Origin of the sequence: Neotamlana sargassicola, assembly GCF_020523965.1 — a bacterium.
Classification (GTDB): domain Bacteria; phylum Bacteroidota; class Bacteroidia; order Flavobacteriales; family Flavobacteriaceae; genus Neotamlana; species Neotamlana sargassicola.
Window position 1 is genome coordinate 453,674 of record NZ_JAJAPX010000002.1, and the last position, 21,770, is coordinate 475,443.

The 21,770-nt window shown below is 35.7% G+C and carries 11 protein-coding genes; 10 read left to right on the forward strand and 1 reads right to left on the reverse strand.

What is annotated here, in order from left to right:
- Window positions 1-108: 108 nt before the first annotated feature.
- The 5 genes from LG651_RS06595 to LG651_RS06615 all read left to right on the forward strand — a co-directional run bounded on the left by LG651_RS06595 (window position 109) and on the right by LG651_RS06615 (window position 9,621).
- Window positions 109-1,464, forward strand: a complete 1,356-nt coding sequence (locus LG651_RS06595; RefSeq protein WP_226695342.1) for a sulfatase — start codon at window positions 109-111, stop codon at window positions 1,462-1,464.
- An 18-nt stretch (window positions 1,465-1,482) separates the two neighbouring features.
- On the forward strand, window positions 1,483-3,276 hold the full coding sequence (locus tag LG651_RS06600; RefSeq protein WP_226695343.1) for an arylsulfatase: 1,794 nt from the start codon (window positions 1,483-1,485) through the stop codon (window positions 3,274-3,276).
- Between the two features lie 24 nt (window positions 3,277-3,300).
- Window positions 3,301-6,036, forward strand: coding sequence for a hypothetical protein (locus tag LG651_RS06605; RefSeq protein ID WP_226695344.1), 2,736 nt, complete (start codon window positions 3,301-3,303; stop codon window positions 6,034-6,036).
- A gap of 8 nt (window positions 6,037-6,044) precedes the next feature.
- Window positions 6,045-6,962, forward strand: a complete 918-nt coding sequence (locus tag LG651_RS06610) for a prolyl oligopeptidase family serine peptidase (RefSeq protein WP_226695345.1) — start codon at window positions 6,045-6,047, stop codon at window positions 6,960-6,962.
- Between the two features lie 157 nt (window positions 6,963-7,119).
- Window positions 7,120-9,621, forward strand: a complete 2,502-nt coding sequence (locus LG651_RS06615; RefSeq protein ID WP_226695346.1) for a glycoside hydrolase family 95 protein — start codon at window positions 7,120-7,122, stop codon at window positions 9,619-9,621.
- Window positions 9,622-9,715: 94 nt separating this feature from the next.
- Here LG651_RS06615 and LG651_RS06620 read toward each other — a convergent pair whose 3' ends face one another.
- On the reverse strand, window positions 9,716-13,042 hold the full coding sequence (locus LG651_RS06620; protein WP_226695347.1) for a carbohydrate-binding protein: 3,327 nt from the start codon (window positions 13,040-13,042) through the stop codon (window positions 9,716-9,718).
- A 309-nt stretch (window positions 13,043-13,351) separates the two neighbouring features.
- Here LG651_RS06620 and LG651_RS06625 point away from each other — a divergent pair, with 309 nt between their 5' ends.
- The 5 genes from LG651_RS06625 (at window position 13,352) to LG651_RS06645 (ending at window position 21,767) form a co-directional block, all read left to right on the forward strand.
- Complete coding sequence (locus tag LG651_RS06625; protein WP_226695348.1) at window positions 13,352-15,991, forward strand: glycoside hydrolase family 31 protein; 2,640 nt, start codon at window positions 13,352-13,354, stop codon at window positions 15,989-15,991.
- A gap of 2 nt (window positions 15,992-15,993) precedes the next feature.
- Window positions 15,994-17,529 (forward strand): sulfatase-like hydrolase/transferase, encoded by a 1,536-nt coding sequence (locus LG651_RS06630; protein ID WP_226695349.1) that lies wholly within the window; start codon window positions 15,994-15,996, stop codon window positions 17,527-17,529.
- Between the two features lie 73 nt (window positions 17,530-17,602).
- Window positions 17,603-19,009 carry a right-handed parallel beta-helix repeat-containing protein gene (locus LG651_RS06635; RefSeq protein WP_226695350.1) on the forward strand — a complete coding sequence of 469 codons (1,407 nt, stop codon included), beginning with the start codon at window positions 17,603-17,605 and terminating at the stop codon, window positions 19,007-19,009.
- Between the two features lie 28 nt (window positions 19,010-19,037).
- Complete coding sequence (locus tag LG651_RS06640) at window positions 19,038-20,393, forward strand: hypothetical protein (protein ID WP_226695351.1); 1,356 nt, start codon at window positions 19,038-19,040, stop codon at window positions 20,391-20,393.
- A 3-nt stretch (window positions 20,394-20,396) separates the two neighbouring features.
- Window positions 20,397-21,767, forward strand: coding sequence for a hypothetical protein (locus tag LG651_RS06645; protein WP_226695352.1), 1,371 nt, complete (start codon window positions 20,397-20,399; stop codon window positions 21,765-21,767).
- Window positions 21,768-21,770 lie beyond the last annotated feature (3 nt).

Sequence of the window (21,770 nt, forward strand, 5' to 3'; positions counted from 1 at the left end):
AATAATTATGACGTTTCTTGGGTAATAATTTATCTAACAAGAAGCATGATTTATACCAAAGTTTAGTCTTAACATGTATTATTGTCTAGACTAAATCTATTTAAAATAATGACAATCAAGAATACAATTAATTATTTGATGGTTTTAATTTTTTCAGGATTCATTTTCTCTTGTAAAACTTCTGGAAAAACAACTCCGCCAAACATCATTTTAATAATGGCCGACGATTTGGGTTACGGCGAATTATCCTGCTACGGTAGCCAAAAGGTTAAAACACCCAATCTAGATAAATTAGCATCGCAAGGTGTTAAGTTTTTAGATTTTCATGCTAACGGACCAGTTTGTAGCCCAACAAGAGCAGCGTTAATGACAGGGAAATATCAGCAACGAACCGGAGTTGAAGGCGTTATTACAGCGGCCGATCATCGAGAAGTTGGGTTGAGTTTAAACGAACTTACCATGGCAGAAGCTATGAAAAACCAAGGCTACACAACCGCCATGTATGGAAAATGGCATTTAGGATATGCCGAACCTTACAATCCTATTTATCAAGGTTTCGATGATTTTAGAGGATTTGTTAGCGGAAACATCGATTATCATTCGCATATCGATCAAGCGGGTTATCTCGATTGGTGGGTTAATAATAAAGTTGAAGACGAGCCAGGTTACACCACCGATTTAATTACAAAATATGCTTCAAAATTTATAAAAGAAAATAATTCTAAAAAAACAGGAAAACCTTTCTTTTTATACTTAGCACAAGAGGCACCACATTATCCTATTCAAGGTAGAAGCGATAAACCGTTGCGAAAAGAAGGAAGTGGTAAATTTATTAGAAAAGTACCTAAAGATAGGGTGCCAATTATTTATACTGAAATGATTGAACTTATGGACGAAGGTATTGGCGATATTATGGAAACTCTTGATGCGGAAGGATTAAGCGAAAACACCATTGTCGTATTTTGTTCCGATAATGGGCCTGCCGGAAAACGTGGCGATAGCGGTGGCTTAAGAGCTGCCAAAACATCTATTTACGAAGGCGGACACCGTGTGCCTGCAATTGTTCGTTATCCTAAAAAAATAAAAGCCGGTTCTGTAAGTAATGAAACTGTTTTAACCATGGATTTGCTTCCAACTTTTGTCGATTTCTCAGAGGGATCAACTACTATCGAAAATTTAGATGGTATTAGCATTAAAAATCATTTATTAAAAGCTGAAAGTTTGCTAAATCGCGATGTGTTTTGGAGTTTTAAAGGACGCTCTACAATTAGAAATGGCGCCTGGAAACTTCTTGAAATTCCTAATGACGATGGCATAGTTTATGAACTATATAATCTTGAAACCGATTTATCTGAAACCAAGAATCTTGCCGCCGAAAATCCAGATAAAGTAGAAGCTTTAAAGCAAAGGTTAAGTCGTTGGAAAACCAATGTTAGGCAAGGAGTAACTTCTGTTGCGCTGTAAATATAAATTCAAAAAAACATGTTTAGTAAACTAAAATTTGGTGCCCTTTTTATAACTTTTACTTGTCTTTTTTCAAACTCAATTTTGGCTAAAGACAAAGCACAAACAAGACCACCAAACATCGTTTTTGTTATAACCGACGATCAAGGTAAAGGCGATTTAGGTTGTGAAGGAAATCCATTTATAATAACACCTCATATCGATAAGTTTTTTTCGGATGCTGTTCGTTTCAATAATTATCATGTGTCTACAACCTGTGCGCCTACACGAGGTTCTATAATGACGGGTCGGCACACCAATAGAGTAAACGTTTTCCATACCATAACTGGGCGTTCGCTATTATTTGAAGATGAGGTTATATTACCGCAAATATTGGCTCAAAATGGTTATGTTAACGGTATGTTTGGGAAGTGGCATTTAGGCGATAATTATCCGTACAGACCAGAAGATCGAGGTTTTACTGAAGTTGTTCGTCATGGTGGTGGCGGTATTACTCAAGGGCCAGATTATTGGGGTAACGATTATTTTGATGATACTTATTGGCACAACGGTAAAACCGAAAAATATAAAGGCTATTGCACAGATGTGTTTTTTAATGAAGCACTAAAATTTATTGAAGTTAATAAGGATAGACCATTTTTCTGCTATATATCAACCAATGCACCACATTCACCTTATAATGTCGATGAAAAATATATAAATCTGTATAAAAAAAATAAAAACATACCCGAACGTACCAAGCGTTTTTACGGTATGATAACCAATATCGATGAAAATTTTAAAGCTTTAGAAAACAAGTTAAAAGAATTAAATATTGATGATAATACCATTGTAATTTTTACAACCGATAATGGGACTGCTGCAGGTAGAAAAGTATATAATGCAGGATTAAAAGGAGGGAAAGGAAGTGTTTACGAAGGTGGGCATCGTGTGCCACTTTATGTGCGTTGGCCAAATGGAAAGCTCATTGGCGGTAAGGATATTAACAATTTGGTGGCACATTACGATTTGCTACCAACCTTTGTAGATTTACTCGATTTAAATTTTAATCCGGTAAAGCGACTAGACGGGAAAAGTTTAAAGCCGCTTTTATATAACGAAAATCAAGATTGGGAGAATCGTATTTTATATATGGATACCCAAAGAAAGCAAAACTTAATAAAGTATAAAGCGTATACCGTAATGGACAATAACTGGCGATTGGTTAACGGTAACCAGTTGTATAATATCAATACTGATTTAGGTCAAGAACATAACGTTATAGATAAATATCCCGAAGTAACAATGCGTTTAAAGGAAGGATACGAAAAATGGGGGCAATCTATTATGTCTGAAAATCCAAATGAAAGATATGCCTATATAAAAGTTGGGTCGCCTAAAGAAAACCCAAGTCGTATTTCTTCTCACGATATGTTAACTGGTAAATTTGACCACATGTGGCATCAATATGGTGCAGCTACAGCAGCTCAGGCAACCGGGCGATGGAAAATAGAATTTGTTGAAGATGGTGAATATAAAATAGCATTAAGACGTTTTCCTAGAGAAAGCAAATTACTAATTAATGCCGTATTTCCAGCGGTAGAGAAAAGCATTGCATTCGATAAGACCATGCCGGCGAGCAAGAAAAATGATTTTACCGAAGCGTTTTTATATGTCGCAAACATACAAGGTGAACATAAAATTGAAAAAAATCAAGAAGAGGTTACTTTTACTGGTTTTGTTCCTGCCGGAAAATACGATATGGAAGCACAACTTATCGATGCACAAAATCGTGTGCATCCAGCGTATTACATTTATGTAGAAAAAATTTAACCAACATTTATAAATAAACTACTAATGATTAAACGGATTGTAATAATATTGGTTGTTGCTACAGCTCATGTTTTAGGAGCGCAGCAAATAAATATTCCATTACCTACAGATTTAGAACAAGGTTACCCAAGAATGTATATCTCGCAATCGGAAAAAAAGGGATTACAAAAAACAATAAAAAAAGAAGCATGGGCCAGTGATGTGCTCGAAGGTATTCATAATAAAATTGATGCTTATGTAAAACGTCATGAAACCGATCCAGAATGGATGCCGTCTAGGTTAATGATGTACTGGAAAACTAAAGCAGCAAATGTTTACGTTAACGGTATTTATTATTCGCATGCCGATGGCAATGCGCCTGTGCCAACTGTTAGGTTTACAGGCTCACGAGACCATACTACAAATTATGCCATGCCAAGTTTAGAAGATATTTTGCCGTACATGGACGACGAGCGTGGGCTATATTTACGCAATAAAACCAAGCCAGGTAAGCCTTTAGAGTGGGTAGAGCAATCTAAAACCGGAGGAATTATACATAGGCATAACCAAAAACTTATGGGGTATGCTCGCGATGCTGCTTTTTTATCGTGGTTAGAAAACGATGAGAAATTTGCAAAATTCGCTTTCGATATTTTCGATACCTACATGTTAGGAATGTATCATCGAAATGCGCCTAAAGATTTATTAAACGGCCATATTCAAACGTTGGTTGGCATGGAGTGTTTTCAAGTAATACATGAGCATACTTTAATTTACGCTTCAGAAGTTTACGATTTTCTGCATCAATACATAGAAAAAAATCATCCTGAAAAAATTGAAATTTATGATGCTACCATTAAAAAATGGAACGACCAAATTATAAAAAACGGCGTGCCACAAAATAACTGGAATTTGCATCAAGCAAAAATTATTTTAAAAGCCGCTATGGTGTTACAGGATAATAATAATTATGAAGATGAAAAAGGGCGTGAATATTACATCAATTATATTTTAAACGAAACCTCTGCGCGACAATGGTCGTTAACCAAGTTTATGGATTATGGTTACGATTATAACAACGGTGTTTGGGCCGAATGTCCAGGCTATTCCTTTGGTGTAACTAAAGATTTAACGCATTTTATAAACGATTTCGACAATACGTTTAATCATAATTTATTGCCATACATGCCGGTTATGGAAAAAGCGGTTAAAGTTTTGCCGCAATATGTATTTCCAAATGGGCAAACCATTGCTTTTGGCGATAGTAATTATACCGATTTAAAAACGGAAGCGATAAGCGATATGATTCGTACAACGCAAAAAAACGGAAATAAAGATTTAGAAAAGGAATTCACCGAAATGTACCGTTTGTTTGTCAAACACGATGAAGTTAAAAAAACATCAAAACCTAAATCAGACATCAGTTCGTTTTTTGCTAGTAAACCAGTGGTTTTAAACCCTAAATTTAAAGCAGGAAATGTGTCTGATTATATGACGCAAACCTTTTACGCGCCAAATGTGAGTTGGCATGTACAACGAAATGGTACTGGTAAACATGGTATGATGGTTTCGCTCAATGCTTCGTTAGGAAACCACATGCACGCCAATGGTATTAATATGGAATTGTATGGAAAAGGTTTCGTGCAAGGCGCCGATCCTGGTAAAGGTGCAGGTTATTTACAACCCATTTATTTAGAATATTATTCGCAATTTCCGGCACATAATACGGTTATGGTCGATGGCGTTTCATCGTACACCGAAATGTTAAGTTATCATGCTTTCGATTTAAAGGGAGAATATCCAAAATCTGAGCAGAAAACAGGTTACTTTAGCGATATTTCGTATTCCAATGTTTATTTTTTAGAGCCTGAAACGCGAAGCGATCAAACCCGATTGGTTAGTATTGTAAAAACGGGTGAAGAAACCGGTTATTATATCGATGTTTTTAGGTCGAAAAAACAGCGTGAAGGCGATAAATTTCACGATTACTACTATCATAATTTAGGGCAAACCATGCAAGTAATGGATGCTAAAGGCGATCATTTGAAGCTTGAACCAACAGACGAAATGGGGTTCGCTGGAGGTCATTTATATGCCTTAGATTATATGTGGGATAAAAAATCTACAAAAGTTAACGAGGATTACCAAGCACAATGGCAAATAGATATGCCAGAAGGCGAAGACGATGTGTTTATGAATTTATGGATGAAAGGTTACGAAGGTCGCGAGGTATTTTCAATAAAGTCGCCACCAAATAAGGCCTTTAAAGGAAATCACGGTTTGCCATACGATGTTAGCAATCAGCCTTATTTAACATTTACCGCCAGGCAACACGGTGCTGCATGGGAAACTCCATTTGTTTCGGTTTTCGAACCGTTTACAGCATCGCAAGGAAAAAGCATAAAAGCTATTTCTAGTTTTAATGATGAGCATGGAAATACCGAGTTTGTAGGTTTAAATATAAGTCACAAATCGGGTCGAGAAGATTTGGTTTTTTCTTCTGCAAATCATAAAAAAAATAAATACAAATCTATTGAAACCGATGCGGCTTACACTTTGGTTGCAAACGAAACAAATGGCGATTGGGTAGTTTTTATTGGTAATGGTGAAGAAGTTAAAGCTAAAGATTATTCAATTTTTGCCCAACAAACAGGAAATGTAGTTTTAAAATTTACAGAAGATAAACTTTGGTTACATAACGAAATTCCTGTTAAAATAAAATTCAAAAATAAGACCGTAAATTTTGAAGCTAGAGATTTAAGACCTATTCAAATTCAATAAAAAGCATCATGAAGTTTAATATCATTTTAATTATAATATTTAGTTTTTCTGTTATTACAAACGCACAAAAACCAGACGAGCAAGACATTTTAAATACATTTCCAAACAAAGAGGTTGTAACCTATAAAACAGTTGATGGAAAAACGTTAAAAATGACCATTTTTTACCCAGAAAACGATAAGTTACAAAAGAAAAACCCTTGGATGTTGCATGTTCACGGTGGTGGTTGGGCAGGAGGAAGCCAATACAACATATTAAAAAAGGCCTTTTTAGGAACACTTCGTGGTTTGTTGGATAATGGCGTTGTTTGTGCAACCATAGAATACCGATTAGCAAGAGGAAAAACTACGGCTTACGAAGCAGTTGTCGACGCCAAAGACGCCGCCCGTTTTTTAATAAAACATGCAAAGCAATATAAATTGAGTAAAAAACATTACGGTGTTTGGGGTGGTTCTGCTGGTGGGCATTTAAGTTTACTTACTGCTTTGGGGCATAATTCCGATTTTTTAGGCGATACTGAATTGCAAGCAATTGTTCCAAAATTTAAGTGTATTGCGTCTTATTTTCCGTTTACATCTTGCGTAAATCCAGAAATTAGACCAGGTTCTATTTTTGAAGATGGAAAATTATTTGTTCGCCTTTTAGGTGCACCAATTGAAGAAAAACCAGAGTTGGCCAAATTGTTAAGTCCAACAGAATATTTAAATAAAAAAACGCCACCAATTTTACTATTACATGGCGATCAAGACGATGTGCTTCCAATAAAAAACTCAACCTACATGCTGGAAGTTGCTAAGCAAAAACAAGCCAACGTAGAGCTGCTTACTATAAAAGGAGCAGCACATAGTTTTCATGGTAAAAACATTTCGCCATCTATTGAAGAATTAAATAATTATGCTACAGAATTTATTTTATCACATTTATAATTTACACTTAAGAGCGCATTTATAAAATTGATTAATGAAATATTTTGAACCTTTTTTCAAAAATATAAAAATATATTGGGGTTAATTTTAAAGGTTTAATGGGTTTTTTTGCTGCCCAAAAACAAGCAAAATGTAATTTAAATAAACTTAATAAAGCATGCAAAGCGCTTTTAAAATACTAATTGTTTTTTCGGTAATCATTACAACTGCTAGTTATTCGCAATCTAAAAATTTAAAACTTTGGTACGATGCTCCAGCTGCCAACTGGAACGAAGCCTTGCCAATTGGGAATGGCCGTCTAGGAGCCATGGTTTTTGGTAATCCGGTAAACGAAAATATTCAGTTAAACGAGTTAACACTTTGGGCTGGCGGACCGCATAGAAACGATAATCCAGAGGCAAAAGCTGCTTTGAAAGACGTTCAAAGCTTGTTGTTTCAAGAAAAGTACGACGAGGCACATCGATTGGCTAACGACAAATTCTTATCGAAAACATCACATGGTATGCCTTACGAAACCGTGGGGAATTTAAGGTTGAATTTTAATAACCACGAAAACGTAAGTAATTATTACCGTGAGTTAGACATAGAAAAAGCAATAAATAAAACTACTTATAGCGTAAATGGTGTCGATTATTCCCGAGAAATTTTCACCTCGTTTACCGATAATGTTATCGTTATTAAGCTAACGGCAAACAAAAAGAAAAGCATCAGTTTTACGGCTTCAATGGATAGGCCAGAACCTGCGAAAGTTGAACATTTTACAGAAAACAACAATGTTTTGGTAATGACAGGTTTTGGAAGTGATAATAAAAACAAGCGTTTGCCAAAAGAAACAGAAGCTATAAAAGGCGAAGTAGAATTTGATTCTCGCATTAAAATAGTAGCCAAAGGCGGACGTGTCGAGGCTAAAAACAACACGCTTGAAGTTTCAAAAGCTAATAGCGTACTTATTTATTTGTCTATTGCAACCAATTTTATAAACTATCAAGACGTAAGCGGCGATGCACATAAAAAGGCTTCAAATTATATCGCTTCCGCGGAAAAGAAATCGTACGAAAACTTGCTAGAATCACACACAAATTTCTATCAAGAATACTTCAATCGTGTGTCTTTAAATTTAGGTACCTCTGAAGCGGCTAAACTTCCAACCGATGTTAGGATAAAAGCATTTAAAGACGGATTCGATCCAGAATTGGCAGCCTTATATTTTCAATATGGAAGATACTTGTTAATTTCTTCGTCCCAACCAGGAGGGCAGCCTGCAAACCTTCAAGGGTTATGGAATAAAGATTTAACACCACCATGGAAAAGTGCCTACACCGTAAATATTAATACCGAAATGAATTATTGGCCAGCCGAAGTCACTAATTTAACCGAAATGCATGAGCCATTAATTGAGATGGTAAAAGATTTATCGGTTGCCGGTCAAGAAACAGCAAAAGTAATGTACGACGCCGAAGGTTGGGTTACACACCACAACACCGATTTATGGCGTATTTGTGGCCCTGTAGATGGTGCTACTTGGGGGATGTGGCCAACCGGAGGTGTTTGGTTAACACAACATGCCTGGGAAAAATTTATGTTTAATGGCGATCTAGATTATTTAAAATCGGTTTATCCAGCCATGAAAGGCGCTTCACAATTTTGTTTAAGTATTTTAACACCAGAACCAACAAATGGTTGGTTAATTGTTACTCCTTCAATTTCGCCAGAACATGGTCCAAAAGGGCGAACAACTAGAGTTAATATTGAGGCAGGAACCACTATGGATAATCAATTGGTGTTCGATATGCTTACTAAAACCATTTTAGCAGCGCAGTTATTAAATGTCGATACTGAATTAATAAACAAAATGGAAGCAGCTTTAGCGAAATTACCACCCATGCAAGTGGGTAAATACAACCAATTACAAGAGTGGTTAAAAGATTTAGACGATCCTGAAGATAAACACCGTCACGTGTCGCATCTGTATGGTTTATATCCTTCGAATCTAATTTCGCCTTATAGAAATCCAGAATTGTTTAAAGCGGCCGAAAATACTTTAATTCAACGAGGCGATCCATCAACAGGATGGTCTATGAACTGGAAAATTAATCTTTGGGCACGTTTGTTAGATGGTAATCATGCGTATAAGCTTATGGGCGATCAAATAAAACTAGTAGGCCGTCCAGGTTCTCCAAAAGGAGGTGGTACTTATGCTAATATGCTCGATGCGCATCCACCATTTCAAATTGATGGGAATTTTGGTTTTACTTCAGGTTTAACCGAAATGTTGGTGCAAAGTCATGATGGAGCAGTGCATTTAATTCCGGCCTTACCAGATGTTTGGAAAAATGGTAAAGTAACTGGTTTACGAGCTAGAGGTGGTTTTGAAGTTTCGGAATTAGTTTGGGAAAACGGAAAAGTTGTAAAAGCGGTAATCAAGTCTAATTTAGGAGGGAAGTTACGTATTCGTGCATATAACGAATTACAACTAGAAAAAAGTAACCTATTAGTTGAGGCAACAGGTGTAAATACAAACGCATTTTACCAGGTTCCTAAAATTAAAAATCCGTTATTAACCAATGCAACTAATATTGAACCAATAGCGTTAAAGGCTTCTTATTTATATGATGTTGAAACAAAAAAAGGAGAAGAAATAACTTTAATTCAGAAGTAATAAAAGCTTTAAATTTCGATTAGATATAATTAAAAGCGCATTAAAATTTATTTTAATGCGCTTTTTATATAACTTGATTTAAACTTGGTTGTCTCTAACGTTTAATAAGTTTTTTAACAACACTTCCTTGATTATTGCTAAACTTCAAGAAGTGAATACCAGAACTTAAAGAATGTAATGAAATAATATTTTGACCAGCTGATACGTTAATAGTTTTTTCTAAAATCCCTTGAACATTATAAATTTCCAGAGTCGAATTTTCTGCATTTTTAATGTTTAGTAAATTATTGGCCGGATTTGGATAAAGTTGTAAATCATTAAATGATGTTTTATTTACGCTAAGGGTATTACTGCCGTAAACTTCTACTTCCGCAAGTGAAATAGCTCTATTCGAAGTTTTAGATATTTTTACAATTTTACCAACTGTTGTTCCAACATCAATAGTCAATGGGCGGCTACTTGGGTAAGAGGCATAAAATTGAGAAAAAGTTACATCGCCGTTAGCCTTGATAATTTCTACAGTAAAATTATTCAAATCATCAATATAATTACTTCCTGTTCTGCCATATACTTTAATTTCATTAATGGTTTTATCGGCTCCTAAATCTACTTGCCACCATTTAAGGACACCTTCGGCACCATGTTCTGTGTGAGTAACAGAGCCTCCGCCGTAATTTCCATCGGTATTTCCGTCGTTTGCTCTGCTTGCATCGCCTTCGTAAGCGGTGCCAGATTGAGATGCAATGCCGCCATTTGAAGCCAAAGCTAAATTTATTGACTCTTGGGTTTCTGCATGAAATTTAAACCAATCAATATTAAACTCATTATTGCCAAAATAAATATAAACATCATGAATACCTGTTACTTCTTGGTTTAAAGGCACGGTTACTTCTTGCCAAACTTCCCATCCTCCTGTTTGCGGTACTGTTGTTGTGGCAATCATGGTGCCATCGTACGGGTGACTTAACATAACGTTTACGTAGCCTGTAGTTGTGCTAAGTCCTGCAAGGTTTAATGTGATTTCTGCCGGACTTGTTGACGTAAAATCTACGTTGCTATAGCGAATCCAATCGCCATCGTGAATACCACCAAGGTATTCGTCGTTTATGGGTATAACACCAAGCATACCGCAATAGCTTAAGGCGTCTATTTGAGTATAAGCATCGTATGAAACACCAAAGCATTCATCGTTTTGAAAGTAAAAATTATCGAACTTTAACCATGTTCCTGTACCTTCAGTAAATACAAAATAGATGTCGTGAATTCCTGTTAGTTCACTACTTGTATAACTTTTAAACACATCGTATGTGTCCCAGTCGCCGGTGCTTTCTACAGATATTGTTGCAAGCAAAGTACCGTCTACAGCACCGCTTCTAACTTCTACTTTACCATTTGAAGTTGCCGAAGCTAAAATTTCTACAGCATTATAAACATCGTCATACCCAAAATCGACATTCGAGAATTTTATGTAATCGGTGTTTTCTATATCGCTAACTACATCGTTAAAAATAGAAAGGTTTTCAATTGTAACACCACTACCATCACAATAATCTTCGGCGCTTAAACGGAAAAACGGATTATAACTTGTTGTACAAGGGTCTTCAACAAACTTAATGACATCAATATTAAAAAGCCATCCAGTATCGGAGGGTGAATTTGCTACAAAATATAAATCGGTTGTACCAGAAATAGTTTGGTTTAAATTAGCAGAATACTCTTGGTAAGTTAAATAATTACCCGTGCTTGAAATAGGAATTGTAGCCAAAAGCGTACCCGTTGAGCTGCCTTGTCTAACCTGTAACGACACGTTGTCTTTTGTTCCAGAAGCTTTAACTGTTACCGAAGCCATGTTTGTTAAATCGATGGCGTTAAAACTTATCCAATCGCCTGAATTTATACCATACACTTCACGTTCGTTGGTGTCGCCTGCTATATCTTGAGTGCCAATACCTAGCATATTGTCGTAACATTCGGCCTGCAAATTGTCTGCACGGTTATCGCAAGGTCTAATATAATCGCAGGTTGTTAAGGTTGTAATTGTGTTTCCAGAACCATTATCGGTAACAGGGCCACAAGAATAAATATCGCAATTTGTTGCAGTTTCTAAAATAACAGGATATTTGGTGTTATTAGTAAATGTAATATTTTCGGCACTTCGAGATGGTGGAGGTTCAACAGATCCTGTTAAAAATCTATTTGCGTATCTATGGCCTCCTAAAACAATTTGGATATCCGGATTGTAGTATGTTGTGCCATCGTGTATAGTAATATTGTGGTTTGTTCCACCTGCAAAAAAGTATGGTGTATTTCCAATTTTAGGTATGTAATTGTCTAAAATAGTAACCTCGTAAGTGGCGTTCGAGCGATGAATGTCTTCCGATAAAATCGGTCCAACAGAGGCATCTGCAAAACAATTAATAACATCGCCGTCGTTACCAAGCCAGAACCCACCTTCGCAAGCTAGGGCAGTACAGTTTTCAATACGTTTATTATCGCCACCTTCTGCACCGGTATTAACACCAACCCGCATTTTTACAATGGTACAATCTATAACCGTAGTATTTAAGGTTTGTCTGGCAGTTTCAGTGGTTGGATTTCCGTCGCTATCGTAAACTACACCTGTTGAATATGCTCTAATTCCAGCTTCTTGTAAGCTAAAAGTATAATCGCTTGTGTGATCTTTTAAATTGAAGCCCCAAACGGTTTCAAAATCTACATTATCGGCAGGAGAATCTGTGCCTTCTTCTTGAAGCATTTCACCTACGGTTCTTAATTCACCTTCAACATAACAGCCTTCAATAATAGCATCGTGAGAGCCTTGTACAAAAATACCATGACCATAAGCACGCATAATAACTGTACAGTTTTTTAAATGATTTCTGTCTCCTCTAACTAACATGCCGGCATGTTTGTTATGAGCAATTACAGAGCCACCGCCTTTACCAAAAGTATCGCCGTAGCCATATGGAAACGAGCCTCTAACAGTTGTTTTAAAGCCTTCAATTAGGTTGTCGGCACCATCTAGGTGTACAGTGCTTGCTCCTTTTGTAGGAACAGTCATGCCAATATCTTCGAGGGTTAAGTTTTTGTAAGTATTGTTGCTTCCAACCGGCCAAAATTCTATAACATCTACATTACCATACAAGGTGAAAATTTCGGTGTCAATTTCAAATTTAACATCAGTAAAATCAAACGTTGAATTGTTTCCAGTAAATAATAACAATCTAGGGTCATCAAAAAGTTTGCCTTCACCGCAATTGCTGGTGTTGAAATAATAGGTTCCTGGCGTCATAACAAAATTGCCGTTGTCGTCGTCTAATCTATCCTTTAATTCGGCAAGAGAGGTAATTGTTGTTTGAGCTCCAGATTTGGCTGCAATAAGCAGAATCAAACACAAAATTAATTGAGTAATGTTTCTCATAGTAATTAGTTTTATTTGGTCTTTTTTAGTTTTTATAAAAGAACAAATAAAGCCTCTGTCTTTTTTTTATTTATTACTCAATAACTGTAAAATATAACCCATTTGGTTTACGGGAAATTGAAATTAGATTGAATTATGTAGGGTTTAACTGTATATTAAAACCAAAACCAACATATGTTATAGTTTATGAGTGATAGTTTAAAGTGGTAAAAGATTTAAACAATTATAATTGTTTAATGTTTTCAAAATAAATAGGTCTGCAGGAATGTAGAGGTTTTAAAAACACCTAAACCAAACTAAATATTATACATGCCACAATTAAGTAAAAAATCAATTTTAAGTTTATTGTCAATGGTCGTTTTGTTTACAAGTTGCCATTCAAAGTTTAAGCATCAATACACAAAAACAGCTCACGGTGTAAGTATTGAGAATGATAGTATAATTATTGATGTTGAAATAATAAATGAAGCCATAATTCATGTTAATAAAATGAAATTGGGGAGTGAGCCAACTTCAATTCCAGATTATGTTACAGTTTTAGAGCCACAAAATGTGGAATGGAGCATTATTGAGTCTGCAGATAATTTAAGTATTGAAACTGAAGCTTTAAAAGTAGAAATTAATACTGATGGAGAAATAGTTTATAAAAGTAAAGATAATCGAAGTTTAGTTTCAGAAACAAACGAAAAAACGTTCATTAACTTAAATTCAGAAGTTTCTCATCCGGTTTCACAAGCATTTACAGCAGGCGACGAGGCGCTTTACGGGTTAGGGCAGTTCCAAAGTGGCATCATGAACTGGAAAAACGTGCCGATTCGTTTACAACAATACAATCAAGAAATTGCTATTCCGTTTTTGGTTTCAACAAAAGGTTACGGTATTTATTGGCATAATTATAGTTTAACAGATTTTAATTTGCCAGATAATGAAATAGAGTTCGCTTCCGCGGAAGTGTTGCCAGATGCTCCAAAAAATAAGGAAACAAAAATTCAAGGAGAGAAGGAAGATGTTGCATTGCATTTATCAAAACAAAATATATCTAAAAATATTCGTGAAACCACCTTTAAACCAACGCAAACGGGTGAATATACCTTTTTAGCATTAAGTGATAATAATGGAAGAATGCGAGGTGAAATAAAAGTTACTATTGATGGTGACGACATCATCAACTACGAAACCATTTGGGTGCCGCGTCGTTATTCTGGGAAAAAACATTTAGAAGCCGGTAAAACATATAAGGTAGTTTTTAAAAATACAGGCGCTAAAATACCAGGGAAATTATTTTATAACACGCCCGATTTTAACAAAACCGTGTTTAGCAGCACGCAAGGTAACGCCATCGATTATTATTTAATTCAAGGTGACAACCCAGAAAAAGTAATTTCAGAATATCAAAATCTTACCGGAAAAGCACCATTATTTCCTAAAACAGCTTATGGTTTTTGGCAATGTCGAGAGCGCTATCATAACCAAGAAGAATTATTGGAAAATGCGAACGAAATGCGCAAGCGCCAAATTCCTTTCGATAATATTGTGCAAGACTGGTTTTATTGGCCGGAAGGAACCAAAGGTCCGGAGTGGGATGCTGCCAAATATCCAAGTCCAGATTCTATGGTCGATGAGTTAAAAAAATTAAATTTAAAACTAATGGTTTCGGTTTGGCCAGAGATTAATAATAAAGCACTTGAAGAAAAATATAATCTTAAAAAAATAGAGAGTTCGAATTATGTTGATATTTATGATACAGGCGTAAGCGAGCGTTTTTATAAAATGATTAGCGACTCCATGTTTCAAAAAGGTGTTAGTTCAATTTGGCTAGACGGCACAGAGCCAGAAGGCGTAAAAGATGTGACTAAAATGACTGCGGTTGGTCGTTTCGAAGAGGTTCAAAATCCATATTCCTTAGAGGTTACAAGGGCTATGTATGAAGGTCGCAGAAACGAATTTCCAAACGAACGGGTGTTTAATTTAACACGTTCGGCTTATGCGGGGCAACAACGTTATGGTGCCACATCTTGGTCGGGCGATGTTGAAGCGTCTTGGGAACAATTAGAAGAGCAAATTTCTGCCGGACTTAATTTTACCATGGCGGGTATTCCATACTGGACACACGATATTGGTGGCTTTTTTAGAGATTCAAAATCCATCAATCCACGTTTCGATAATCAATACACCAATCCAGAATTTATCGAGTTGCTAACCCGTTGGTTTCAGTTTGGAGCATTTAGCCCAATTTTTAGAATTCATGGCTATAAATCGGAAACCGAAATTTGGAGATACAATAAAGAGTTTGAAGATATTGCTCGAAAATTTATCGATATCCGCTACCAACTTATGCCATACATTTATTCCGAAGCTTGGAAAGCTACAACCGAGGGTAAATTGATTATGGCGCCATTAACCTATCAATATCCAAACGATAAAAATGTTTGGGGTATAAAAGATCAGTTTTTGTTTGGCGAATCTATGATGGTGGGTATTGTTACCAAATATAAGCAACGAACTAAAAATATGTATTTGCCAGCAGGAACTTGGTATAACTTTTGGACAGATAAGCAAGTTGAAGGAAACCAAAAAATAACGGTTAATGCGCCATTAAATGAAACGCCAATTTTTGTAAAAGCAGGAAGTATTTTACCTATTGGTCCTAAAGTACAAAATGTAACCGATAGTGCTAAAAAACCAATAAATATAGTGGTTTACCCTGGTGAAGACGCTAAATATACCATGTATTTAGATGATGGTGAATCTTATAATTACGAGGATGGTTCTTATTCTGAAATTGAATTTTCTTATTCAGAATCAACCAAAATCCTAACCGTAAAAAAAGGTGAAGGTGATTATCACGATTTTGAAAATACACCAATAAAATTTACGTTTCAAATGATTGGAGAAAATAGAAGCGACCAGAAGGATTTTGTTGGACAAGAACTTACAATTCAGTTTTAAATATGAAAAAATCAATTTTAATTTTATGTTGTGTTTTTACATGTTTTGGAATCAACTCTAATATTGAAGCTCAAAACACAAAGCGGCCAAATATTATTTTTTTAATGACCGACGATCAGCGTTGGGATAATATGGGATGCTACGGAAGGTCTGAGTTTTACACCCCATACCTCGATAGTTTGGCGGCAAAAAGTGTGGTTTTCGATAATGCATATTATGCCGTAGCTATTTGTATGCCAAGTCGAGTTACCATGATGACTGGGCGTTATAATTCCAATCATCGTGTAGGTTTCGTTGCTCCAGATAATTATACTTTGTCTCAAACCGATTTAGCTAAAACTTATCCTGCCATGCTAAAAAATGCAGGATACCGAACGGGTTTTGTTGGTAAAGTAGGTTTTACAGTTACCGAAAATGGACAACGACCTAGTATTCCAAAAGAACATTTTTACAAAGAAAATTTAGGGCAAACTTTCGATTTTTTTGCCGGTAGCGAAACACGACCAACTAAAGGTTTAGTGTTATGGCCAGAAAACGATGAGGCGCTTAAAGAAATTTACAAACCGAGCAGAACAAATACAGGCAGAACCTTAAAAACGGGCGAAGCCATGTTAAGGTTTATAGATACGCAACCAGAAGATAAACCGTTTTGCTTATCGGTGAGTTTTTATGCGGTAAAGCACGACTCTGACAAACACATGTATATGCCGCATTTCGAGCAATTTAAAAATGAAGACTTTTCGGTGCCTGAGAATTATGTAGAAGGCGATAACGAAAAACTACCACAAGTTGTAAAAGAGAATGCACGTGGTGTTTATCTGCATCGAAACAGGTCATCGAAACCCGAGCAATATCAGCGATTAGTGCGCCGATTTGCTACGCAAGGGTATAGTGTAGATGACCAAGTGGGGAAACTAATTAAAAAACTAAAAGAGAAAAATTTACTCGATAACACTATAATAATTTATACCAGCGATAATGGCCGTTTTCAAGGCTCGCATGGACTTTTCGATAAATGCTTGCTTTACGACGAGTCGGTTAAAGCACCACTTATTATTTACGACGGTCGTAAAACAGTTTCGGAGCAAAGTAGGCGAGAAGATGCGTTGATTTCTTCAGTAGATATGGCGCCAACAATAGTTTCAATGGCTGGTTTAAAGCCAGCAAATACCATGCAAGGTCGAGATATTACAAAGGTTTTAAACCAAACACAAGATTTATCGCAATGGCGCGATGCTGTGTTTATGGAAGATTTGTTTTTAGTTGATATGTTTAAAGCTAAAAACAGTAATAATCCAGATGCATTAAATCAAGAATTAATTAAAAACAATAAATCGTATCGAGCAAGAGGCGTGCGCACTAAAAAGTGGAAATATTTTGTGTATTACGAGCACGAACCTAAAATAGAGGAATTGTACGATATGGAAAGCGATCCTTTAGAGCAAAATAATTTAGCTAATAAATCTCAGTATAATTCTGTTCTAAAACAACTTAGAGAGAAAACAGAAACGTATTATAGCAGTATTACGCGATTTTAAAATATCAATTTAAAGAGGCGGTAAGAGATATTTATAAGCATTTATACAATCAACTTTAACTAGACATAACAAAATGATTAAACAAACTTTATCTATCCTAACGCTATTACTTATGGTGTTTTCATGTCGAGCGCAATTAGCAGACAAGTCATCAGCAGTTATAGAAATCAGTTCGATCGCTGAATTCAAAAAATATATAAATCAAGATAATGTACATGTAAAACTTAAACCTGGTAATTATCAAATCGATTCGGCCGAAAAAATCCGATTTATCGAAATAACAGGAAACAATTCATATTTCGATTTAACTGGAGCCAGATTTATGGTAGATACGAAGTTGTTTAATCGTCCAGATTTAATAAAAAGTAGCGATGGAAACAGCATGTATTGTGCCATCGAAATATCGGGTAATCACACCACGCTCGAAGGTTTGTATATTGAAACTTATGGCGATACTCCAGGAAGACAAAGTAAAAATAAAATGTTTAATCTAGTTGGTGAGTCTGTTACTTTAAAAAACGTCGAAGTCAGAACCACAGGTTCTAGCCCTTGGGGATATGGTTACTTATATGGATTAGGCGGTGGCGATGTGCGTAAAATGAACGGCATTCGTATTGGTTATCCGGCTAAAAATGTAAAGTTACTTGGATGCAAGGTGCATATGCGAGCCATGGGACACGCCATCTTTTTGCAAGGTGCAGAAAATACTCTAATTGAGGAGTGCGAAGTAGATGGTTTGCTGCGAACTACCGATGCAATGCTTGCTGAAACCTCCGGTTATGGTTTCGATAAGAATTTTTATGCTGCAAAAGGCAATTATATCGAAGGCACCATTGTGGCAGCAGATGGTAAAATACTACCAGGTGAAATTATTTCATTAAGTGAAGATGGTATTCGCATATATCCAGAATATAATGGCTTTAAAACTAAAAATACAACGGTTAAAAATTGTACAGTTACCCAAATGAGACGAGGTATTTGTACTGGGTTAGGTGCTGCAAGCGATACCGTAATAGATTGTGTAGTGCGCGATTGCGTAGCAACAGGATTTAATGTTGGGAATGGTGATACACTAATTAATTGTAGTGCCAACGCTAAATATGGCGAGGCGTTTTGCATTCCGTATACCAATGCTAAAAACGCTAAAGTAGATATTACAATTTTAGATAGTAGAAACGGATTAGCCAATAACCTGTTAGCGAAAATAAACGGAACGGGTCATTCTGTATTAATTAAAACAGATAATGATGCGTATATCCCAGAAACTATGGCGATAAAATTATCGGTGTGGGAAGGTTATGGCAATTTTAACGAAAATGCAACCATGCATGCTACCAATATTACATTGGATAATAAAACCTCGACAGAGGTTATAAAGTTTAACGGCACAAAGCAATTAAAAGTGAAAAGTGTAGGGAAAGTACGTGAAGCTACCAATTCGGAAAACCTTATAAATGAAGGTAATCGTACAAAGAGGTAATTTTAACTTATTTGATAATTAAATCAATATGAAAAAGTTTTTAGTAAAATTAATCTTTTCATTATTTTTTGGTATAAGCACTACCATATTTGCAAAAGACATTAAAATAAATTCCCTAAAAGAATTAGCTAAATATGCTGCAGAAAGTGGAAATACCATTACGATGGAGCCTGGAGTTTATAAATTAACAGATTATTTAACTCCCGAAATTGTTAAAACTCGTAAAAATAATAAAGAATATCAGTACATCACTTTTAGCGGAAATAATAATATTTTCAATTTAAATGACGTTGAAATAGAGGTAGATACAGAAATTAGAACTTGGTTAAAACCACCCATTCATTCTGATGAATTTTTAGTTACAGGTGTACATAATACTTTTATAGGGTTAACTATTAGATGTGTTGGAAACGGAACATCACCAGGAGGTACAGTGTTACAAGTTGCTGGAGAAGCCAATGTTTTAAAAAATGTTACGTTGCACGTAGCGGGATCTTATCCTTATGGATATGGAGATTTATTTGGAAAAGGAAAACAAAAAGAAACCACTGTAAAACACAGAAAACATAGCGGACTTTTAGTAACGGGAGACGAAACTAAATTGTATGGTTGTAAAGTATTAAGCCGCTCTTTTGGGCATTGTTTTTTTATTCAGCAACATCCTAAAAATGTATATTTTGAAAATTGTTATGCCGAAGGAGAAGTACGTTCCACAGACGAGGTTTTGGCAGAAACATCTGGACCTGCTTTTGATGTGAACTTTAAAACTTGGACTCAAAATCGTGAAGGGGAATATGTTGTAACTCCTGGTTATATGAAATCGCTTTGCGAAGACGGATTTAGAACTTACGGAACATGTGAAAACATTGCCTTTAAAAATTGTACAGCCAAAAATACCAGAGGTGGATTTGAACTTCGTTTTAACAAAGCACATGTAGAAAATTGTACAACTATTGGAACAGAACGCGCGTATTGGATTGGAGATAACACCACAATGATTAACTGCAAAGGCGATGCTAATTACGGGCCTCTTTTGTTTGTTGAGGGAAATAATGTAGATGTAGAGTTGATGGTTGATTCAGCAGAATCTGATAGAAAAGTACATTCATTAATTACTGTTTTAGGAACTGATAATAAAGTAGTATTAAAAGCTGCTGATGGAAAAAATAGAACTCAAGGATTGCCAATTTTGGTAGGGTATACGCCTCCTATGCATGGTGAATCTATGTCTCCGTATAGTCAAGCCGAAGTAAATAAACTTCATTTAATAAATAAAACAGAAATGCCGGTGTCTGTTGGCCAAATGGCATCAAATTGTACCATTGAAACCAATGGGAAGGTTATAGAAAAAAAGGGAGAGAATAATCAAATACTAGAAAAATAATTTATGAAAAAGCGTCAAACGGTTATCGTTTTTGGATTTTTGTTGCTGTGTAATTTTTTGCGCGCTTCAGAAATTAAAATCAACTCCCTAAAAGAATTAGCAACCTATGCTGCCAAAAGTGGAAATACCATTGTTATGGCGCCCGGAGTTTATCAAATGAAAGAATACTTAACAACTGAGGTGATTAAAAATATAGTGCCAGATGAAATTGGAAGATATGCCATGATAAAATTTTCTGGAAACCATAATGTTTTTGATTTTACAGGAGTAACTATTGAAGTTGATACCAAACTGTTAAGTGTTTTTAAAGCACGAGTAAGTGAGTTTTATGTTGAAGGAAGTCATGTGCATATCAAAGGATTAACGGTTACAGATATAGGAAATCATCCAACGGCAAAAGGTGGGCATTCATTTACTGTGGCTGGAGATGATGCGGTTATAGAAAAAGTAACTTTAAATATGAGCGGATCTTTTCCTTATGGATATGGAGATTTATTAGGAAAAGGAAAGGGCGCTTTGGTACCTTTAAAAAAACATAGTGGTATGTGTATAGAAGGGTTAAATGATAAAATTAAGGATTGCTCTATTTATTCTAAATCTTACGGACATTGCTTTTTTGTCCAAGGTGGTCGCAATGTGCTTTTTGAGAATTGCTATGCAGAAGGTGTTACAAGAACTACAGACGATATGCTATCTGAAATTTCAGGGCCAGCATTCGATGTGAATTTTGCATCGGTTTATAAAAATTACGCAGGTGAAAATATAATAACTCCTGGCTACACAAAATCTTTAAATGAGTGTGGTTTTCGTATGTACGGAAAAGGTGGTGTAAACGCTATTAAAACAGGAGCGGTTACCGCTATAAATTGTACCGCTAAAAATACTCGAATTGGTTTCGCCTTTGCTAAAATTTCAGGAGATGTTTTAATTAAGGATAGCAAAGCTATAGGGTGCGAATTAGGATATTATGTGGAAGGATTAACGGTTGAAAATAGTATAGGAGATGCCGCAAACGGCCCCTTGTTATATGTAAATAAAGGAGAAAAAACAACGGTAGAAATAGCATTGTTACCCACGGAAGCTAAAACAAAAGTACACGTATTGGCTGCCATTGCCGGAGATAATCACAATATCACCTTAACGAATTGGAGAAATTTGAAAAGAGGGCAACAGCTTCCTATAAAAATAGGAGTAACTCATCCGCCAGCAAACAATAGTTTTTCTCCGTTGGGAACAGCAAAAACGACTGCGGTAGTTTTAAAAAATACAACAGGAATGCCGGTAGAACTAAATTCGGAAACTAGTTTGTGTGAAGTTTTTAGTAATGCTGCTGTTAAAGATAAAGGCACTAATAATTTGATAAATAAAAAATAAATT

Bases quoted from the DNA above. Each gene is read 5' to 3' on its own strand.
- LG651_RS06595 (WP_226695342.1), top strand. From the start codon at position 109: ATGACAATCAAGAATACAATTAATTATTTGATGGTTTTAATTTTTTCA.
- LG651_RS06600 (WP_226695343.1), top strand. From the start codon at position 1,483: ATGTTTAGTAAACTAAAATTTGGTGCCCTTTTTATAACTTTTACTTGT.
- LG651_RS06605 (WP_226695344.1), top strand. From the start codon at position 3,301: ATGATTAAACGGATTGTAATAATATTGGTTGTTGCTACAGCTCATGTT.
- LG651_RS06610 (WP_226695345.1), top strand. From the start codon at position 6,045: ATGAAGTTTAATATCATTTTAATTATAATATTTAGTTTTTCTGTTATT.
- LG651_RS06615 (WP_226695346.1), top strand. From the start codon at position 7,120: ATGCAAAGCGCTTTTAAAATACTAATTGTTTTTTCGGTAATCATTACA.
- LG651_RS06620 (WP_226695347.1), bottom strand. From the start codon at position 13,042: ATGAGAAACATTACTCAATTAATTTTGTGTTTGATTCTGCTTATTGCA.
- LG651_RS06625 (WP_226695348.1), top strand. From the start codon at position 13,352: ATGCCACAATTAAGTAAAAAATCAATTTTAAGTTTATTGTCAATGGTC.
- LG651_RS06630 (WP_226695349.1), top strand. From the start codon at position 15,994: ATGAAAAAATCAATTTTAATTTTATGTTGTGTTTTTACATGTTTTGGA.
- LG651_RS06635 (WP_226695350.1), top strand. From the start codon at position 17,603: ATGATTAAACAAACTTTATCTATCCTAACGCTATTACTTATGGTGTTT.
- LG651_RS06640 (WP_226695351.1), top strand. From the start codon at position 19,038: ATGAAAAAGTTTTTAGTAAAATTAATCTTTTCATTATTTTTTGGTATA.
- LG651_RS06645 (WP_226695352.1), top strand. From the start codon at position 20,397: ATGAAAAAGCGTCAAACGGTTATCGTTTTTGGATTTTTGTTGCTGTGT.